Origin of the sequence: Pseudomonas sp. TE3-3-F2023, assembly GCF_036784815.1 — a bacterium.
GTDB lineage: Bacteria > Pseudomonadota > Gammaproteobacteria > Pseudomonadales > Pseudomonadaceae > Aquipseudomonas > Aquipseudomonas pudica.
Genome location: NZ_CP145113.1, coordinates 5,672,354 through 5,691,904 on the forward strand (window position 1 = coordinate 5,672,354; position 19,551 = coordinate 5,691,904).

Consider the following 19,551-nt stretch of genomic DNA (forward strand, 5'->3'; position numbering starts at 1 on the left):
GGTTCCCACATGCTTCAAGGTTCATGCATTACCTGTGGAGCGGGCGAGCCCGCGAAGAGGCCGGCACAGGCAAACCCGGATGTCTCATTCAGAGCACCAGCCTGCGCATCCGGACATGACCTCCCTCGCCTTCTGCCGCAAAATGCCACCCTGACCAAACCAGGTACCCGGCCCCATGAGCCTGCTGAAAACCGCGCTGCGCGAAAACACCTTCGTCTGCGTCATGGAGTTCGTTCCCAAGCCCTCCGCAGAACGCTTCGCCGCCATGGAGACAATCCTGGCCCGTGCGCACCTGTGCGGCTGGCCGATGACCGTGGCCATCGGCGACCGCGTCGGTAGCCCGCTGGACATGTCGCCACTGGACGCCCTCGCCTCGTTCAGCAACCCGGTACCCGCCCTGCCGCACTTCTCTGGCAAGGACCGCGAACGCCACCACCTGCTCGCCCAACTGCAACGCATGGATGCCGCCGGCCTCGACCAACTGTTGCTGCTCACCGGCGACCGCCTGCCGGGCCACCAGCCCGGCCAGCGCCCGGTACGCTACCTGGAATCGGTCGCAGCCCTGCAGATCGCCCGCCAGGCCTGCCCGCACTGGCTGCTTGGCGCGGCGCTCAACCCGTTCAAGTACTGCGAGGAAGAAGGCGGCGCCCAATACTTCAAGGCCGAGAAAAAACTGGCGGCAGGCGCCGATTTCCTCACCCTGCAACTGGGTTTCGATGCAGGCAAACACCAGGAAGCGATGCACTGGATGAGCCGCCAGGCCGCGCCCAGGCCGATGCTGGCCTGCCTGATGAGCCTCACCCACGGGCGTGCGACGATGCTCGAGCATGTGGCCGGCGTGACCGTCACGCCGTCCATGCGCGACATGCTGGAAGCGGAAGCGGCGAAGTCCAAGGCCTTTGCCTTGGCGCGCAGCGTCGACCGCCTGGCCTTGCAGATCATCGGCGTGAAACTGATGGGCTACGCCGGCGTGCATCTGTCGGGGGTTCACGAACTCAAGCAACTGCTGGCCCTGGAGGCACGCATCGAGCACTGGCAGGCGCAAATCCACACACTGGAACAATGGGCGCCGGCCTGGCAGGCCAGCTGGCAGATGCCCGGCCTGCCGGCAGTCAGCTTCCATCCGCCGCAGGCTAGCTGGCGCCAGGGCGAGTCACGGGTCGATGCCTCGTTCAAGGAGAAAGCGCGCTATCACCTGATGCATGGCATGCACTCGCTGCTGTTCAGCCGTCGCAATGGCCTGAGCAAGGCGTTTGGCTGGGCGGTGCGCCAGCCGATGTGGGCTACCCGGCTTGGCGCGCAGGTGCTGCACAAGGTGGAACACGCGGTGAAACGCCCGCTGGTAGGCTGCGACACCTGCGGCCGCTGCCGCCTGGAAGACACCCTGTACATCTGCCCGGAAACCTGCCCCAAGGGCCTGGCCAACGGCCCCTGCGGCGGCACCGCGCTCAACCGCTGCGAGTTCGGCGACCGCGAATGCATCCACAGCGTCAAGTACCGCACCGCCAAGGCGATGCGGCAGACGGAGCTGCTGACCGAGCGCCTGATACCGTGCATCGAGCTCGAGACACGCCACCGCAGTTCTTGGCCGCAGTGGTTCCAGGCCCAGACACCGCGTCAGTTCAGCTCGCAGCCAGCGCCTCGAACCCAGCCCGAATCGTAGCCTCGGGCAGTTCGTCGGCGATGAACACCATCACGCTCTCGCGGGTTTCACCCTCGGCCCACTCGGCGTCCCAGTCGAAGCCATAGAGTTTGAGCACGCCCTGGAACACCAGCTTGCGCGCTTCACCGGCAATATTCAGTACGCCCTTGTAGCGCAGCAGTTGCTTGCCGTGGGTTTCCAGCAGTTCGTTCATGAAGTCGCTGAGCCGGTCTATGTCCAGCGCGCTTTCCGTGCGCAGCACCAAGGTGGAGATCCGATCCGGGGTAGCGGGCTTGAGCAGCGGGCGTAGTGCTGGCTTCAAGTTCGCGCCCAGGTCGGGGTTTAGGTTGAAACCACGTACATCCAGCAGCTCGGCCAGGTCGATGCGACCATGCTCGACCACGCGGATCGCAGCCCGCCCATTGATGCGGGCCAGGCGCTCGCGCAAGGCCTCTACCGCAGCGGGCTCGACCAGGTCGGTCTTGCTCAGCAGCAGGCGATCGGCAAAGCCGACCTGGGCCTGGGCGATGGTCTGGGTCAGGTGCAGTTCGGCGTGGGCGGTATCGACCAGGGTGATGATGCCGTCGAGGATATAGCGCTCACGCAGTTCCTCGTCGATGAAGAAGGTTTGGGCCACCGGCGCCGGGTCGGCCAGGCCGGTACATTCGATTACCAGGCGGTCGAAGGCGATCTCGCCGGCATCCAGGCGTTCGAGCAGCAGGTACAAGGCGCGGGTCAGGTCGCCGTGGATGCTGCAGCACACGCAGCCATTGGCCAGGGTCATCACCTGCACCGGCTCGTCGCCCAGCAGTTGGCTGTCGATGCCGGCCTCGCTGAATTCGTTTTCGATCACGGCGATCTTCAGGCCGTGCTCGGCCTTGAGCATGTGCTTGAGCAAGGTGGTCTTGCCGGCACCGAGGAAGCCAGTGAGTACGGTTACGGGAATAGGCGTCTGCACGCAGAACATCTCCTGTGCGGAAAAAACACTGGCCTCATCGCCGGCAAGCCAGCTCCCACAGATACCGCACAGACCTTGAGGCCTGTGGAGTACCTGTGGGAGCCGGCTTGCCGGCGATGAGGCCGGGACAGGTTAACGCTTGTGGCTCAACAGCACTTGGGCCCGGACTTGCCGCCGTAACGCGCTTCCTGGCGTTCGCGGAAGAACTCCTCGTACGTCATGACCGGCTTGTCCGGGTGCTTGGTCTGCATGTGCTCGACGTAGTTGTCGTAGTCGGGCATGCCGACCATCAGGCGGGCGGCCTGCCCCAGGTACTTACCCAGTCGACCCAGGTCGTTGAACATTGCAGCAGTCCTCTCAAGCGTCAGGCAGGGCCTGGAACGGGGTTTCCTTGTCGGTGCGCTCCTTGCGGCCGAGGGCGGCGAAGCCGACCTTTACAGCGAAGAACAGCACGCTGAACACCACCACCAGGAACAGCACGGTCAGGCCGGCGTTGGTGTAGGCGTTGAAGATCACGTGCTGCATCTGCCCGATGTCCTTGGCCGGGGCCAGTACCTGGCCGGCGTCCAGTGCGGTGCTGTACTTCTTGGCCAGGGCCAGGAAGCCGACTGCCGGGTTCGGGTCGAACAGCTTGATCAGGCCTGCGGTGGTGGTGCAGATCAGCAGCCACACGGCCGGTAGCAGGGTGACCCAGACGTAGCGCTGGCGCTTCATCTTGATCAGCACCACGGTGCCGAGCATCAGGGCGATACCGGCCAGCATCTGGTTGGAGATGCCGAACAGCGGCCACAGGGTGTTGATGCCACCCAGCGGGTCGATCACGCCCTGGTACAGCAGGTAGCCCCACAGGGCCACGCAGCCGGCAGTACCGATCAGGTTGGCAGTCCACGACTCGGTGCGCTTGAGCGCCGGTACGAAGCTGCCCAGCAGGTCCTGCAGCATGAAGCGCCCGGCACGGGTGCCGGCGTCCACTGCGGTGAGGATGAACAGCGCCTCGAACAGGATCGCGAAGTGGTACCAGAAGGCCATGGTGTTTTCACCTGGCAGCACCTGGTGCAGGATCTGCGCGATACCCACGGCGAGCGTCGGCGCACCACCAGCACGGGCCAGCACGGTGTGCTCGCCAATGTCGCGGGCGGTGGCCTCGAGCTGCTCAGGGGTGATCAGGAAGCCCCAGCTGCTCACCGTTTGCGCAACCGACGCCACATCGGCGCCGACCACCGCGGCCGGGCTGTTCATGGCGAAGTACACGCCTGGCTCGATCACCGAGGCGGCGACCATGGCCATGATGGCAACGAACGATTCCATCAGCATGCCGCCGTAGCCGATGTAGCGGGCGTTGGTTTCGTTGTCCAGCAGCTTTGGCGTGGTCCCCGAGGAAATCAGCGCGTGGAAGCCGGACACCGCGCCACAGGCAATGGTGATGAACAGGAACGGGAACAGGGTGCCTTTCCACACCGGGCCGGTGCCGTCGGTGAACTGGGTCAGCGCCGGCATCTTCAACTCGGGCGCGATGATCAGGATACCGATGGCCAGGCCGACGATGGTGCCGATCTTGAGGAAGGTCGAAAGATAGTCACGTGGCGCAAGTACCAGCCATACCGGCAGTACCGCGGCGACGAAGCCATAACCCACAAGCATCCAGGTGATCTGCACGCCGGTGAAGGTGAACGCCGGGCCCCAGGTCGGGTCCGCGGCAATCTGGCCCCCCAGCCAGATCGAAGCCAGCAGCAGCACCACGCCGATGACCGAGATCTCACCGATATGGCCCGGGCGGATGTAGCGCATGTAGATGCCCATGAACATCGCGATCGGGATGGTCGCCATCACCGTGAACATGCCCCACGGGCTTTCGGCCAGGGCCTTGACCACGATCAGTGCCAGCACCGCGAGGATGATGATCATGATCAGGAAGCAGCCGAACAGGGCGATGGTGCCCGGAATGCGGCCCATTTCCTCACGTACCATGTCGCCCAGCGAACGGCCGTTGCGGCGGGTGGACAGGAACAGGACCATGAAGTCCTGCACCGCGCCAGCCAGCACCACGCCGGCGATCAGCCACAGCGTGCCGGGCAGGTAGCCCATCTGCGCGGCGAGCACCGGGCCGACCAGGGGCCCTGCGCCAGCGATGGCGGCGAAGTGGTGGCCGAAGAGGATGTGTTTGTTGGTCGGGACGTAGTCCAGGCCGTCGTTGTTGAGCACCGCCGGGGTGGCACGGCGTGGGTCGAGCTGCATCACCTTGGTGGCGATGAACAGGCTGTAGTAGCGATAGGCGACCAGGTAGATGGCCACTGCCGCGACCACGATCCACAAGGCATTGATCGCCTCGCCGCGACGCAGGGCAACCACACCCAGCGCACAGGCTCCTATGACTGCCAGCGCCAGCCACGGAATGTGGCGTAGCAGGCTATTATTGTTGTTCATGGTTTGCTTCCAGCTGGTGGATTGGAAAAGACCGCCCATCGAGTCTAGGGCGAGTCATCGCGCATTGCCACACTTGCTTTGGTCTAGAGCCTCTGCGGCCAGATTGCGGTACCTGATGTACATACCACTCTAACTATAGTCAGGATGACACCTGAGGACCTACGCGAGGATCTACTCCATGAGCGATCACGACGAACGCCGCCGTTTCCAGCGCATCGACTTCGACGCCCCCACCGAGCTGCGCCAGGGCGTGCAACGCTGGCCTGCCAAGCTGCTGGACCTTTCACTCAAAGGTTTGCTGATCGAACGCCCGGCAAATTGGGATGCCGACCTGACCCAGGATTTCGATGCCATCATTCACCTGGCCCCCGATGCACGGGTACAGATGCAGGTTGAACTGCGTCACGAGGAGACGGACCGCCTGGGCTTCATCTGCCTGTACATCGACGTCGAGTCGATGACCCATCTGCACCGTCTTGTGGAATTGAACGTGGCCGACAGCACCGAAATGATGCGTGAGCTGCGCGAACTCATCGAATAATGAAATCTCTTAGCTAGCTAATGGCCTCCCCGCCTTGTGTTTCCTGTCTACCCAGACAGCTTTAAGCCTGGGTAGCAGCGTTTTGTACACAGCCCTCTAGCACAGCATCTGACAAGTTGGTACGCCTTCTGCATTGGGTTCTCGCACACCTTGCGGGCGCTCTTGTGCGCGCTCCGATCAAAATATTGTATACAATTCTTGTGGCAATCATTTGTAGGAAGTGTCTACAGTAGCACCACAACAATAAACAGAGAGCCTGCTCCATGACTACGTCCCCTAGCACGTCTCCCGCCAAGCGCCCCGAGGATGAAAACCTCGGCCTTGGTGCCAACCTGGCCTATGGTCTGCAGCATGTGCTGACCATGTACGGGGGGATCGTCGCGGTACCCCTGATCCTGGGGCAGGCCGCGGGCCTGAACGGTGCCGAAATCGGCATGCTGATCGCCGCTTCGTTGTTTGCCGGTGGCCTGGCCACCCTGCTGCAGACCCTCGGCCTGCCGTTCTTCGGCTGCCAGTTGCCGCTGGTGCAGGGCGTTTCGTTCGCCGGCGTGGCAACCATGGGTGCGATCCTCAGCAGCGAGGGCGGCGGCGGCCTGCCGGGCGTGCTCGGGGCGGTCATGGCAGCGTCGCTGATCGGCTTTCTGATCACCCCGGTGTTCTCGCGCATTACCAAGTTCTTCCCGCCGCTGGTCACCGGCATCGTCATCACCACCATCGGCCTGACCCTGATGCCCGTGGCCGCTCGCTGGGTGATGGGTGGCAACAGCGCCTCGCCGGAATTCGGCAGCGTGGCCAACATCGGCCTGGCGGCCCTGACCTTCGCCATCGTGCTGCTGCTGAGCAAACTGGGCAGCGCGGCGATCTCGCGCCTGTCGATCCTGCTGGCCATGGTGGTCGGCACGCTGATCGCCTGGGCGCTGGGCATGGCTGACTTCAGCAAGGTCACTGAAGGCCCAATGTTCGCCTTCCCCACGCCGTTCCATTTCGGCATGCCGGAATTCCACATCGCCGCGATCCTGTCGATGTGCATCGTGATCATGGTGACCCTGGTGGAGACCTCGGCCGACATCCTCGCCGTGGGTGAGATCATCGACACCAAGGTCGACTCCAAGCGCCTTGGCAACGGCCTGCGCGCCGACATGGCATCGAGCATCCTGGCGCCGGTCTTCGGCTCGTTCACCCAGAGCGCGTTCGCCCAGAACGTCGGCCTGGTAGCCGTGACCGGGGTCAAGAGCCGCTACGTGGTGGCCACCGGTGGCGTGATCCTGGTGGTGCTCGGCCTGCTGCCGATCATGGGCCGGGTGATTGCCGCGGTCCCGACTCCGGTACTGGGTGGCGCGGGCATCGTGCTGTTCGGCACCGTGGCGGCCAGCGGTATCCGCACCCTGTCCAAGGTCAGCTACAAGAACAACGTCAACCTGATCATCGTCGCCGCCTCGCTGGGCTTCGGCATGATCCCGATTGCCGCACCGACCTTCTACCACCACTTCCCGAACTGGTTCGAGACCATCTTCCACTCGGGCATCAGCTCGGCGGCGATCATGGCCATTCTGCTGAACCTGATCTTCAACCACTTCACCGCCGGCAACTCGGACCAGCAGTCGGTGTTTGCCGCCGCGTACGAGCGCACCATCCAGTACTCGGACATTTCAGCGCTGCGTGATGGCGACTACTTCAAGGATGGCAAGCTGTTCGATGCCGAGGGTAATGAAGTGCCGATGCTGGAAATGGACGAGCATGGCAATGAAACGGTCAGGCGCAGTGCGGTTGCCGAGCATTGACTGTTGACTGAGCGGTGAGGTGGGGGGCCGATGCGCATCGTCGGCCCCTTTTTCGTTTTGCCTGTACCGGCCCTTTCGCGGGTAAACCCGCTCCCACAGGGTTTGCGCAATCCTGAAGCTGATGCGGTACCTGTGGGAGCGGGTTCACCCGCGAAGAGGCCGGTACAGACCACGAATTATTCGAACAGCGCGTCCAGGGCCTGCTCCAGCCGGGTAACGGCAATCACCTGCAACCCCGCCGGCGGCTCTTTCGGCGCATTGCCCTTGGGCACGATGGCCCGCTTGAAACCATGCTTGGCGGCTTCCTTCAAACGCTCCTGGCCACTGGGCACCGGCCGCACCTCGCCGGACAGGCCGATCTCGCCAAACACCAGCAGGCCATGGGCCAGGGGCCGGTTGCGCAGGCTGGACATCACCGCCGCAAGCAGCGCTAGGTCCGAGGCGGTTTCCAGCACCTTCACCCCGCCCACCACGTTGAGGAACACGTCCTGGTCATGGGTGGGAATACCGCCGTGACGGTGCAGCACTGCCAGCAACATGGCCAGGCGGTTCTGGTCCAGGCCCAGGGTCACGCGGCGCGGGTTGGCCAGGTGGCTGTCGTCGACCAGCGCCTGCACCTCCACCAGCATCGGCCGGGTGCCCTCCCAGGTCGCCATCACCACGCTGCCCGGTACTTCCTCCTGGGTGCGGTTGAGGAAGATCGCCGAGGGGTTGGACACCTCCTTCAGGCCACGGTCGGTCATGCCGAACACACCCAGCTCGTTGACCGCGCCAAAGCGGTTCTTCACCGCCCGCAGCAGGCGCAGGCGGCCATCGGACTCGCCTTCGAAATACAGTACGGTGTCGACCATGTGCTCGAGTACCCGCGGGCCGGCCAGCGAGCCTTCCTTGGTCACGTGGCCGACCAGGAAGATCGCCGTGCCGCTCTGCTTGGCGTAGCGCACCAGCAACGCAGTGCTTTCGCGCACCTGGGCCACGCCGCCGGGTGCCGATTGCAGTTGCTCGGTGAAAATGGTCTGGATCGAGTCGATCACCATGACCCGGGGCTTCTCGACACGGGCCGTGGCGATGATGGTCTCGATGCAGGTTTCGGTCATCACCTTGAGCTGGTCCTGGGGCAGGCCCAGGCGCCGGGAGCGCATGGCCACCTGCTGCTGCGACTCCTCGCCGGTGACATACAGCGCCGGCATGCCCGTGGCAATGTTGCACAAGGTCTGCAACAGGATGGTCGACTTGCCGATACCGGGGTCACCACCAATCAACACCACCGAGCCATCCACCAGTCCACCGCCCAGCACGCGGTCCAGTTCGGTGCTGCTGGTGGTGAAACGCGGGATTTCCTCGACGCTGACTTCGGCCAGGGTCTTGATCTGCGCCTGCTGCCCGGTCCAGCCGGCACGGCCACTACTGGGCGCAGCGGCACCGCCGCTTTCGATCATGGTCTCGACCAGGGTGTTCCAGGCCCCGCATTCGCCACATTGCCCGGCCCATTTGGGAAAGGTCGCACCGCATTCGGTGCAGCCATACAAGCGCTTGGCTTTGGCCATGGGTGAGGTCTCCTGGAAAAAACCGCCATGATAGCCGAGCCGGACGTGCCTCGAGCGCCTCGGGATGCGACAAACTATTCGTTCTAACGGTAGTCAGAAACCCTGAGCACAACGCATGAAGCGTTTAAGTGGCTTACAATGCGTAGACCTTACCTTTTGTTACAAGGAACTAAACATGGGCATGATCAGTGAGTTCAAGGCCTTCGCGGTCAAAGGCAATGTCGTCGACATGGCGGTTGGTATCATCATCGGCGCGGCCTTCGGCAAGATCGTCTCGTCTTTCGTCGGTGACGTAATCATGCCGCCACTGGGCCTGTTGATCGGTGGCGTGGACTTCAGCGATCTGGCAATTACCCTGAAGGCTGCCGAAGGTGACGTTCCGGCGGTGGTGCTGGCGTATGGCAAGTTCATTCAGACCGTGATCGACTTCCTGATCGTGGCTTTTGCCATCTTCATGGGGGTGAAGGCGATCAACCGGCTCAAGCGTGAAGAGGCCGTTGCGCCGACTACCCCGCCTGTGCCGACTGCAGAAGAGACCTTGCTGACCGAGATCCGCGACTTGCTCAAGGCGCAGAACCAGAACCGTTTGCCTTGAGGTCATGCAGGAAACGCTGCGGGAGCGGGTACGCCCGCTCTCACAACGGCCCCAATGGCCTTACCAGTAGTTTTCCACCGCCACCTGCCCAGGCCGCTTGCTCAGGCTTAACTGCAGGTCCCGCGCTTTCAGCACCTTGCGTGTTTCGTCAATCATCTCCGGGTTGCCACACAGCATCACCCGCGAATGCTCCGGCGACAATTCCAGACCCGCCGCCTTTTCCAGCTCGCCGTTCTCGATCAGCGTGGTGATACGCTGGTTCAACGCCCCCGGGTGTTGCTCCCGGGTCACTACCGGAATGAACTGCAACTTGCCAGCGAATTCGGCCAGGTAATCGCGCTGCTCCAGCCCGGCGATCTCATCCACATAGGCCAGCTCTTTCGCTTCGCGCACCGAATACACCAGCTTGATGTTGTCGAAACGCTCCCAGGCCTCGAAGTCCTGCAGGATCGACATGAACGGCGCGATGCCAGTACCGGTCGCCAGCAACCAAAGGTCGCGACCACCAACGAAGCGATCAAGGGTGAGGAAGCCGAAGGCCTGGCGGTCGATCAGCAGGGTATCGCCTGCCCCCAGTCGGCTCAGCTCGCTGGTGAACTCCCCGCCTGGCACCACGATGGAGAAAAAGTCGAGGTGCTCGTCATGAGGCGCGCTGACCATGGAATAGGCGCGCCACACCACGCTGCCATCCGCCTTGGTCACGCCCAGGCGGGCAAACTGGCCGGATCGGAAGCGGAACCCTGCATCGCGCGTAACCCGCAGGCTGAAGAGGTTCGGCGTGAGTGGCTGAACATCGAGCAGGGTCTGGCGGGTGAACTTTTCGGCGCTAGCGGTCATATCGGGCTCCAGGTTTGGCGTGCGCACAGTGTCGCGCAAAGTGGCGCGGATAAAAACCACTGCTTTGTAGGGCCTCATCCACGGCGATCCTGCCGAAGTCGCATCGGTTCCTGACCGCTATAACAAAAAAATCTCAGCACATTGGTAGGTCCTTTCCTACAATCATCCGGGCACCCAAACGGACTGGACCTGAGGCTCAAGGAGTGTTTCAGATGCGCCACTGGAAACCCGACTATCTTCGTGCGTTCGCCGGCGAACGCTGCCCAGAGAAGTTATTCGGCATGGCCGTGCATATGGCGCAGGATCTGGGCATGGAGTACCTGGGGCTGAACATTCGCATCCAGATCGCTACGCAAACACCCCACCTGTTCCTGTACAGCAACTACCCCCATGAATGGATCGAGCGCTACCAGCGCGATGACCTCTACAAGCAGGATTCGGCCGCCAATGCGAGCCACGGCTCGACCATGCCGGTGCTGTGGACCGATGAACTGTACCGCGAGGCTCCGCAGTTTCGTAAAGCTGCCTGTCAGAACGGCTTGCGCCATGGCTGGACGCAGTCATTGCACGACCAGCAGCACAACGAAAGCCAGATAAGCGTAGCCAGGTCCAGAAAGTCCATCAGTATCGCCGAACTCTACAGAAAGGCCGGCAGTGTGCAGTGGCTTTGTCATACCCTGCATGAGGTGATCAGCGCACATCACCTCACAGCACTATGCCCGCCGCAGCCGAAGTTGAGTGAGCGGGAACTGGAAGTGCTGAGATGGTCGGCCGCAGGCAAGACCGCCCTCGATTGCGCCAAGATCCTGTCAGTGTCGCAAAGCACGATAAACTTCCACATCCGCAGTGTCATTACCAAGACCAACGCCGCCAACAAAGCTGGCGCCGTCGCCATCGCCATCATGCGTGGCTGGATCTGACCGTCAAACCTGCGACCTTGGGCAAAGCCCTGTAGAATCGCCCGGCAAAGCCCGGGGCGAACCGCAACGGGCAGTTTCGTACCCGAGCCAGACGCCATGCCCCTGTTGACCACCCCATACGCCGAACTCGACCTGATCCGCCAGCCGGAACAGGCCAACGACCCACTGCAGGCTTTCGATGCCGCCGACGAGTACCTGCTTGCGCAGCTGCACGAACAGGCCCCACGGGCCGAGTGCCGGGTGCTGGTGCTCAATGACAGCTTCGGCGCCCTGGCCGCCAGCCTGGCGGGCAAGCTGCAGGTAGTCAGCAGTGGCGATTCGCATCTGGCGCACCTGGCCCTGGAAAAGAACCTGGCACGCAACGGCCTGCCATTTGACAGTGTGCCGTTCGTGCCGGCCAGCGAACACTGGCAAGGCCCGTTCGACCGGGTGCTGGTGCGCGTGCCCAAGACCTTGGCCCTGCTCGAAGAACAACTGATTCGCCTGCAAGGCCACCTGGCGCCCGGTGCGCAGGTGATTGCAGGGGCGATGATCAAGCACCTGCCACGGGCGGCCGGTGACCTTATGGAGAAGTACATCGGCCCGGTGCAAGCCTCGCTGGCGCAGAAAAAGGCCCGCTTGCTGACCGCGACGGTAGCCGAGCGGCCGGTCGCCCGCTCGCCCTACCCTAGCCGCTACCGCCTCGACGCGCCGGCGCTGGAGCTGGAGCTGCTCAACCATGCCAACGTGTTCTGCCGTGAGGGGTTGGATATCGGCACGCGGGCATTCCTGCCGCACCTGCCCCGCGAACTGGGCCGCGCGCGGGTGGCGGACCTGGGCTGCGGCAACGGGGTATTGGCGATCGCCAGCGCCCTGGCCAACCCGGATGCCCAGTACACTCTGGTCGACGAGTCGTACATGGCGGTGCAATCGGCGCGCGAGAACTGGCAGGCCGCGCTGGGCGAACGCCCGGCAGTGTTCGAGGCAGCCGATGGGTTGGCGGGGTTGGAGAAGCAGTCGCTGGACGTGGTGCTGTGCAACCCGCCGTTCCACCAGCAGCAGGTGGTGGGTGACTTCCTCGCCTGGCGGATGTTCCAGCAGGCGCGTGAGGCGTTGGTGGTAGGCGGTGCGCTGTATATCGTGGGTAACCGGCACCTGGGCTATCACAGCAAGCTGGCGCGGTTGTTCCGGGGGGTGGAGCAGGTGGCGGCTACGCCCAAGTTCGTCATCCTTAAAGCCCGTAAGTAAGTCTGTACCGGCCCTATCGCCGGCAAGCCAGCTCCCACAGGTACTGCACTGCATTCAAGGGCAGTGCAGTACCTGTGGGAGCTGGCTTGCCGGCGATAGGGCCAGAACAGGCTTGCCTCAATGGGTGGTCAGCCCCGCTGCCCCCATGAACAGGCGCATCACGTAGGCCGCCACGCCGAGGGCCGCCACGCTCATTGCCCAGATCAACAGCAGCCAGCCCAGGCGCTGCCACAGGGGTTTCTTCTCGTCCAAGCCATGCTTGCCTGTCATCATGCGGCCCTCCTAGTGATAGCCGTCTTCATGGGTCACCTTGCCGCGGAACACGTAGTAGCTCCAGAAGGTGTACATGAGGATGAACGGCAGGATGAACAGTGTGCCCACCAGCATGAAACCCTGGCTCTGCGGTGGCGCCGCGGCATCCCAGATCGAGATCGACGGCGGGATTATGTTCGGCCACAGGCTGATGCCCAGGCCGCTGTAGCCGAGGAAGATCAGCACCAACGTCAGCAGGAACGGCGTGTAGTGCGCATTGCGCGCCACCGCCTTGAGCAACCCGTAGAAGGTTACCAGCACCAGGATCGGCACCGGCATGAACCAGACCAGGTTAGGCATGCTGAACCAGCGCTCGGCGATCTGCGGGTAGGCAATCGGTGTCCACAGGCTGACGATGCCGATCACCACCAGCAGCACCAGCGCCAGCGGCCGGGCGATGTCGTGCATCTTCTGCTGCAGCGACCCTTCGGTCTTCATGATCAGCCAGGTGCAGCCCAAAAGGGTGTAGGCAACGATCAGCCCCAGGCCGCAGAACAGGCTGAACGGGGTCAGCCAGTCAAGGGTGCCACCGGCGAAGTGCCGGTCGACCACTTTGAAGCCTTCGAGGAAGGCACCCAGCGCCACGCCCTGGAAGAAGGTGGCGACCAGAGAGCCCCAGATGAACGCCTTGTCCCAGATGTGGCGCTTGTCGGCCTTGGCCTTGAAGCGGAACTCGAAAGCCACGCCGCGGAAGATCAGGCCAATCAGCATGAGGATCAATGGCAGGTACAGTGCCTCCAGCACCACCGAGTAAGCCATCGGGAACGCTCCGAACAGCCCGGCACCACCCAGCACAAGCCAGGTTTCGTTACCGTCCCATACGGGGGCGACGGTGTTCATCATCACATCGCGGTCATGCTCGCCCTTCACGAACGGGAAAAGCATGCCGATCCCCAGGTCGAAACCATCCATCACCACGTACATCATGACGCCGAAGATGATGATCACGGCCCAGATCAGCGGAAGGTCGATACCCATGGCTCAGTTCCCCTTGCTCAGGCTGGCAGAGTTGGCCTCGTGGCCATCATCGGCGGCGGACAGCGGCCGCGCCGGGGTGCGTTTGGTGCCAGGGCCACCAGGGTTGTGCTCGTCACCCTCACCGGTCTGCGGCCCTTTGCGCACCAGGCGCATCATGTAGCCAAGGCCGGTGCCGAACAGTGCGAAGTACACCACCACGAATGCCACCAAGGTGAAGCCGAGCTGGGCGTAACTGTGGTTGGACACACCGTCTGCGGTGCGCATCAGGCCATACACCACCCAGGGCTGACGGCCGATTTCGGTGGTGAACCAGCCGGCCAGCAGCGCGATCAGCCCGGAAGGCCCCATCCACAAGGCCAGGTGCAGGAACGGCCGCGAGGTGTAGAGCGTGCCGCGCTTGCGCAGCCAGAGGCTCCACAGGCCGACGAAGATCATCAGGAAGCCCAGCCCGACCATGATCCGGAACGACCAGAAGACGATGGTCGAGTTGGGCCGGTCTTCGGGCGGGAACTCCTTCATCGCTGGCACCTGCTTGTCCAGGCTGTGGGTCAGGATCAGGCTGCCGAGCGCCGGGATCTCGAGCTTGAAGCGAGTGGTTTCGGCCTGCATGTCGGGGATACCGAACAGAATCAGCGGGGTTGGCTCGCCGGGCACATTCTCCCAGTGGCCTTCAATCGCGGCGATTTTCACCGGCTGGTGCTTGAGGGTATTGAGGCCATGGAAGTCACCGATCACCGCCTGGATCGGGGCGACGATCAGCGCCATCCACATGGCCATCGACAGCATCTTGCGCACCGCCGGGTTGTCACGCCCGCGCAGCAGGTGCCAGGCCGCCGAGGCACCGACGAAGAACGCGGTGGCGACGAACGCGGCAGTGGCCATGTGCATCAGGCGGTAGGGGAACGAGGGGTTGAATACCACCGCCAGCCAGTCCACCGGCACCACCCGGCCATCTATGATCTCGTGGCCTTGCGGGGTCTGCATCCAACTGTTGGAGGCGAGGATCCAGAAGGTCGAGACCAGGGTGCCGAGCGCAACCATCACCGTGGAGAAGAAGTGCAGGCCACGGCCGACGCGGTTCCAGCCAAACAGCATGACCCCCAGGAAGCCAGCCTCGAGGAAGAACGCGGTCAGCACCTCGTAGGTGAGCAGCGGGCCGGTAATGGCGCCGGCGAAGTCGGAGAAGCGGCTCCAGTTGGTACCGAACTGGTAGGCCATGACCAGGCCGGAGACCACGCCCATGCCGAAGTTGACGGCGAAGATTTTCGACCAGAAGTGATAAAGGTCACGGTAGACCTGGTTGTTGGTCCGCAGCCAGAGGCCTTCGAGGACTGCCAGGTAGCTCGCCAGGCCAATGGTGATGGCCGGGAACAGGATATGGAACGACACGGTAAAGGCAAACTGCATTCGGGCGAGCTCTAGGGCCTCTATTCCGAACATGGTGCTTCCTCTTCAGATAATCCGGCGTCCGGGCCGCTGGCCCAATCGCCCACTGCCCCCACGGTAGTCGAGTGCGGCGCGTTGGAATTGTTCTGTTCGATCGCAGGGATTTCGGCCCGAGGGCCCGATCGTTACATCTGGAACGATTGACCCAGATCAACGATTGATAGGAAGCATAGTCCTGAATGGCCCGCCGGGCCGTGTGGTTGATTGCCGCGTGACCGGTTGCCCCACCCCCTTTCATGACGCGTGAAAAAGTGCCGACCCCGGCAAACAGTAACTGTTTGTTACAAACAGATGATACGCTGCGCACCCCTCTACTGCGCCGAGGCCCCTGGTTTCCGATGTCCGATTCCGCACCGCAGTTGTTGCGTCACCACCGCCCTTTCCTGGCCTTCTGGCTAGCCCGTGTGTTCACCGCCAGCGGCTTCCAGATGCTCACCGTGGCCATTGGCTGGCACCTCTACCAGTTGACCGGCAACGTGCTGGACCTGGGCCTGGTCGGCCTGGTCGAGTTCGCCCCACGGGTGCTGTTCATGCTGCACACCGGGCATGTCGCCGACCGCTATGACCGGCGCAAGGTCGCTGCGCTGTGCCAGAGCCTGCAGGGGCTGATTGCCCTGGCATTGGCGCTGGGCAGCGCCACCGACAACGTCACCCGCGAGCTGATCTTCGCCCTTGCCTTCCTGCTCGGCGCCACGCGTTCGTTCGAAATGCCGGCGACCCAGGCGCTGCTGCCAAACGTGGTACCGGCCGGGCTGTTCCCACGCGCGGTGGCGGCTTCCGCCTCGGCCACCCAGTCGGCAACCATCGTGGCACCGGCGGTGGGCGGCTTCCTGTATGCCTTCGGCAGCATCTGGGTATACGGCCCCACCGTGGCCCTTTACGCCATCGCCTGCGTGCTGACCCTGAGCCTGCAGGCACGCGGCCAGGTGGCCCAGCGCGGGCGCGCCAGCATTGAATCGCTGCTGGCCGGCATCCGCTTCATTCGCAGCCGGCCCGACATCCTCGGCGCCATCTCACTGGACCTGTTCGCCGTGCTGCTGGGCGGGGCCACCGCGCTGCTGCCGGTGTTCGCCAAGGACATCCTGCTGACCGGCCCGCTGGGCCTCGGCCTGCTGCGCTCGGCGCCAGCGGTGGGGGCGTTGCTGATGTCGCTGTGGCTGGCGCGCTTCCCGTTCGAGCGCAACGTGGGGCGGACCATGTTCACGGCAGTCGGTGTATTCGGCGTGGCGACCATCGCCTTTGGCCTGTCGACCTCGTTCTGGTTCTCGCTGGCGGTGCTGGTGGTGCTGGGCGCAGCGGACATGATCAGCATGGTCATCCGCGGCGCCTTCGTGCAGCTGGAGACGCCGGATGAAATGCGCGGGCGGGTGAGCGCGGTTAACGGCTTGTTCATTGGTGCTTCGAACCAGCTCGGCGAGTTCGAATCGGGGGTGACGGCGCACTGGTTTGGGACGGTGCCGGCGGTGGTGCTGGGTGGAGTGGGCACTCTGGTGGTGACGGGGGTGTGGATAAGACTGTTCCCCACACTGGCCAAGCGGGACCGGTTGCATAACGGTTGATCGCTCGCCTGTGCCGGCCCTTTCGCGGGCTTGCCCGCTCCCACAAGGACCGCACCGCCCTCAGGCCCTGCGGTGTCCCTGTGGGAGCGGGCAAGCCCGCGAAAGGGCCGGTACAGGCTATAGAGAAACCATTCCCCAACGGCGATAGGCCCCCGCCAAGCATGCTGGTATGATGCGCGGCTTTTTTCCGCCCCACACAAAACCACGGCAACCGGTACGGTCTGTGCTTTGCTGATGGGGTCGATACATTCATGGCGCCGGGGGCGCCTCGGGGAGCGGGCATGCTGGAAAGGCTGTTTCAACTAAAAGCACACAACACCAACGTGCGCACCGAGATTCTCGCGGGCGTCACCACCTTCCTGGCCATGGCCTACATCCTGTTCGTCAACCCGAGCATCCTCGGCGAGACCGGCATGGACAAGGGCGCGATCTTCGTCGCGACCTGCCTGGCTGCGGCCATCGGCTCCGTGACCATGGGCCTGATCGCCAACTACCCGATCGCACTGGCGCCGGGTATGGGCCTGAACGCGTTCTTCACCTACACCGTGGTCCTGCACATGGGCCACACCTGGCAGGTGGCACTGGGTGCGGTGTTCCTGTCGGCGGTGATGTTCTTCCTGCTGTCGATCTTCCGCATCCGCGAATGGATCGTGAACAGCATCCCGCTGCCGCTGCGTTCGGCCATTGCCGCGGGTATTGGCCTGTTCCTGGCGCTGATCGCCCTGCATAACGCAGGCATCGTCGTCGACAACCCAGCCACCCTGGTAGGCCTGGGCGACCTCAAGCAGCCAGCACCGATCCTCGCCACCCTGGGCTTCTTCCTGATCGTCGGCCTCGAGTCGCTGAAAGTGCGCGGCGCGGTGCTGATCGGCATTCTCGCCGTGACCATCGCCTCGATCCTGATGGGCGTGACGCCTTTCGGTGGCGTGGTCTCGATGCCGCCATCGCTGGCCCCGACCTTCCTGCAACTGGACATCGCCGGCGCACTGGACGTGGGCCTGGTCAGCGTGATCTTCGCCTTCCTGTTCGTCGACCTGTTCGACAACTCCGGCACCCTGATCGGCGTGGCCAAGCGCGCCGGGCTGATGGGCAAGGACGGCCACATGCCGAAGATGGGCCGCGCCCTGATCGCCGACAGCACCGCCGCCATGGCCGGCTCCCTGCTGGGCACCTCGACCACCACCAGCTACATCGAATCCGCCGCGGGCGTGAGCGCCGGTGGCCGTACCGGCCTGACCGCTATCGTGGTCGCCATGCTGTTCCTGCTGGCGCTGTTCTTCGCCCCGCTGGCCGGTAGCGTGCCGGCCTTCGCCACCGCCCCGGCGCTGCTGTTCGTCGCGGTGCTGATGGCCTCGGGCCTGGCAGAAATAAACTGGGACGACGTCACCGAAGCCGCACCGGTGGTAGTGACCGCCCTGGCCATGCCGCTGACCTATTCGATCGCCAACGGCATCGCCTTCGGCTTCATTTCCTGGACCGCCGTCAAGCTGATCTCCGGCCGCCACCGCGACCTGAATCCGGCCTTGGTGATCCTTTCCATCCTGTTCGTCATCAAGCTGGGCTGGTTCAACGCATGAGTGCTGCTTTCGACCCCTCCTCCTACACCACCCAGCTGGACGCCAAGGTGGCCCGGCTGCGCGAGCTGCTGGCGCCGTTCGGCGCGCCGGAGCCGGCTGTTTTCGACTCGCCGCGCGAGCATTACCGCCTGCGCGCCGAATTCCGCCTGTGGCGCGAGGATGGCCAGCGCCACTACGCCATGTTCGCCCCGGGCGAGAAGCACAAGGCGATCCTGATCGACGACTTCCCCATTGCCAGCCAGCGCATCAATGCACTGATGCCGCGCCTGAAGGCGGCCTGGCAGGCCAGCGAAGAGCTGGGCAACCGCCTGTTCCAGGTGGAGTTCCTCACCACCCTGGCTGGCGATGCCATGGTCACCCTGTGCTACCACCGCCCGCTGGACGAGGCCTGGGAAACGGCCGCACGGCAGCTGGCCGAAGAGCTGGGCGTGAGCATCATCGGCCGCTCCAAGGGCAAGCGCCTGGTCATCGGCCGTGACTACGCGGTGGAAAGACTCGAAGTCGCTGGTCGTGTGTTCAGCTACCGCCAGCCGGAAGGCGCGTTCACCCAGCCCAACGGCGCGGTGAACCAGAAGATGCTGAGCTGGGCCTTCGAGGCCATCGGCGAGCGCGACGACGACCTGCTGGAGCTGTACTGCGGCAACGGTAACTTCACCCTGCCGCTGGCCACCCGCGTGCGCCAGGTGCTGGCCACGGAGATCAGCAAGACGTCGGTCAATGCCGCGCTGAGCAACCTTGATGAGAACGCAGTGGATAACGTGCGGCTGGTGCGCCTGTCGGCAGAAGAGCTGACCCAGGCACTGAATGAGGTTCGGCCATTCCGCCGGCTGGAAGGCATCGACCTGAAGAGCTACGAGTTCGGTACGGTGTTCGTCGACCCGCCGCGGGCGGGGATGGACCCGGATACCTGCGAGCTGACCCGGCGTTTCGAGCGGATCCTGTACATCTCGTGCAACCCGGAGACACTGGCGGCGAACATTGCCCAGTTGCAGGACACCCACCGCATTGAGCGGTGTGCATTGTTTGACCAGTTCCCCTATACCCACCATATGGAGAGTGGGGTTCTGCTAGTTCGGCGCTGACCTTCAGACAGCCGGGGCTGCTTTGCAGCCCATCGCCGGCAAGCCAGTTCCCACTCCGACCGCGCTGCCCTCAAGGCCTGTGCAGTCCCTGTGGGAGCTGGCTTGCCGGCGATGGGCCGCAAAGC

General features: G+C 63.7%; 17 protein-coding genes. 9 read left to right on the forward strand and 8 right to left on the reverse strand.

Translation table 11 applies throughout. The features are described from left to right. Positions 1–175: 175 nt before the first annotated feature. A complete protein-coding gene (locus tag V3314_RS25995) occupies positions 176–1,663 on the forward strand; it encodes a methylenetetrahydrofolate reductase C-terminal domain-containing protein (RefSeq protein WP_046616350.1) in 1,488 nt (495 codons plus the stop codon). Here V3314_RS25995 and yjiA read toward each other — a convergent pair. The 3 genes from yjiA to V3314_RS26010 form a co-directional block, all read right to left on the reverse strand. Next, positions 1,623–2,600 carry a GTPase gene (gene yjiA / locus V3314_RS26000; protein ID WP_046616385.1) on the reverse strand — a complete coding sequence of 326 codons (978 nt, stop codon included), beginning with the start codon at positions 2,598–2,600 and terminating at the stop codon, positions 1,623–1,625. The two genes, V3314_RS25995 and yjiA, sit on opposite strands and share 41 nt — an antisense overlap. Before the next feature lie 146 nt (positions 2,601–2,746). Continuing rightward, positions 2,747–2,944 carry a YbdD/YjiX family protein gene (locus tag V3314_RS26005; protein ID WP_013974210.1) on the reverse strand — a complete coding sequence of 66 codons (198 nt, stop codon included), beginning with the start codon at positions 2,942–2,944 and terminating at the stop codon, positions 2,747–2,749. A gap of 13 nt (positions 2,945–2,957) precedes the next feature. Continuing rightward, positions 2,958–5,024 (reverse strand): carbon starvation CstA family protein, encoded by a 2,067-nt coding sequence (locus V3314_RS26010; protein ID WP_024087740.1) that lies wholly within the window; start codon positions 5,022–5,024, stop codon positions 2,958–2,960. A 178-nt stretch (positions 5,025–5,202) separates the two neighbouring features. Here V3314_RS26010 and V3314_RS26015 point away from each other — a divergent pair, with 178 nt between their 5' ends. Together V3314_RS26015 and V3314_RS26020 are read left to right on the forward strand one after the other, a co-directional pair. Next, complete coding sequence (locus V3314_RS26015) at positions 5,203–5,565, forward strand: PilZ domain-containing protein (RefSeq protein WP_046616351.1); 363 nt, start codon at positions 5,203–5,205, stop codon at positions 5,563–5,565. 263 nt (positions 5,566–5,828) lie between these two features. Next, a complete protein-coding gene (locus V3314_RS26020; RefSeq protein WP_046616352.1) occupies positions 5,829–7,346 on the forward strand; it encodes a nucleobase:cation symporter-2 family protein in 1,518 nt (505 codons plus the stop codon). Positions 7,347–7,522: 176 nt separating this feature from the next. On the opposite strand, the gene radA is transcribed toward V3314_RS26020, so the two are convergent. Then, positions 7,523–8,893, reverse strand: coding sequence for a DNA repair protein RadA (gene radA, locus V3314_RS26025; RefSeq protein ID WP_046616353.1), 1,371 nt, complete (start codon positions 8,891–8,893; stop codon positions 7,523–7,525). Between the two features lie 175 nt (positions 8,894–9,068). Here radA and mscL point away from each other — a divergent pair, with 175 nt between their 5' ends. Further along, positions 9,069–9,488 (forward strand): large-conductance mechanosensitive channel protein MscL, encoded by a 420-nt coding sequence (gene mscL, locus V3314_RS26030; RefSeq protein WP_046616354.1) that lies wholly within the window; start codon positions 9,069–9,071, stop codon positions 9,486–9,488. A 60-nt stretch (positions 9,489–9,548) separates the two neighbouring features. Here mscL and V3314_RS26035 read toward each other — a convergent pair whose 3' ends face one another. Then, positions 9,549–10,325 carry a ferredoxin--NADP reductase gene (locus tag V3314_RS26035; protein WP_046616355.1) on the reverse strand — a complete coding sequence of 259 codons (777 nt, stop codon included), beginning with the start codon at positions 10,323–10,325 and terminating at the stop codon, positions 9,549–9,551. A 212-nt stretch (positions 10,326–10,537) separates the two neighbouring features. Here V3314_RS26035 and V3314_RS26040 point away from each other — a divergent pair, with 212 nt between their 5' ends. Together V3314_RS26040 and V3314_RS26045 are read left to right on the forward strand one after the other, a co-directional pair. Continuing rightward, on the forward strand, positions 10,538–11,245 hold the full coding sequence (locus V3314_RS26040; RefSeq protein WP_046616356.1) for an autoinducer binding domain-containing protein: 708 nt from the start codon (positions 10,538–10,540) through the stop codon (positions 11,243–11,245). A gap of 96 nt (positions 11,246–11,341) precedes the next feature. Then, positions 11,342–12,472: a methyltransferase gene (locus tag V3314_RS26045; RefSeq protein WP_046616357.1), complete on the forward strand. Its 1,131-nt coding sequence runs from the start codon at positions 11,342–11,344 to the stop codon at positions 12,470–12,472. Positions 12,473–12,589: 117 nt separating this feature from the next. On the opposite strand, the gene V3314_RS26050 is transcribed toward V3314_RS26045, so the two are convergent. The 3 genes from V3314_RS26050 to V3314_RS26060 are packed head-to-tail and all read right to left on the reverse strand — an operon-like array spanning position 12,590 to position 15,202. Next, a complete protein-coding gene (locus tag V3314_RS26050) occupies positions 12,590–12,745 on the reverse strand; it encodes a DUF2474 domain-containing protein (RefSeq protein ID WP_008094148.1) in 156 nt (51 codons plus the stop codon). Positions 12,746–12,754: 9 nt separating this feature from the next. Then, on the reverse strand, positions 12,755–13,762 hold the full coding sequence (gene cydB / locus V3314_RS26055) for a cytochrome d ubiquinol oxidase subunit II (RefSeq protein WP_046616358.1): 1,008 nt from the start codon (positions 13,760–13,762) through the stop codon (positions 12,755–12,757). Positions 13,763–13,765: 3 nt separating this feature from the next. After that, positions 13,766–15,202 carry a cytochrome ubiquinol oxidase subunit I gene (locus V3314_RS26060; RefSeq protein ID WP_046616359.1) on the reverse strand — a complete coding sequence of 479 codons (1,437 nt, stop codon included), beginning with the start codon at positions 15,200–15,202 and terminating at the stop codon, positions 13,766–13,768. Positions 15,203–15,546: 344 nt separating this feature from the next. Between V3314_RS26060 and V3314_RS26065 the strand changes: the two genes are divergently transcribed. The 3 genes from V3314_RS26065 to trmA all read left to right on the forward strand — a co-directional run bounded on the left by V3314_RS26065 (position 15,547) and on the right by trmA (position 19,426). Next, positions 15,547–16,767, forward strand: a complete 1,221-nt coding sequence (locus V3314_RS26065) for an MFS transporter (protein ID WP_046616360.1) — start codon at positions 15,547–15,549, stop codon at positions 16,765–16,767. Between the two features lie 281 nt (positions 16,768–17,048). Next, positions 17,049–18,344, forward strand: a complete 1,296-nt coding sequence (locus V3314_RS26070) for an NCS2 family permease (RefSeq protein ID WP_046616361.1) — start codon at positions 17,049–17,051, stop codon at positions 18,342–18,344. After that, entirely contained in the window at positions 18,341–19,426 is a 1,086-nt protein-coding gene (trmA, locus tag V3314_RS26075) for a tRNA (uridine(54)-C5)-methyltransferase TrmA (RefSeq protein ID WP_046616362.1), read from the forward strand. Before V3314_RS26070 ends, trmA begins: the two co-directional genes overlap by 4 nt. Positions 19,427–19,551 lie beyond the last annotated feature (125 nt).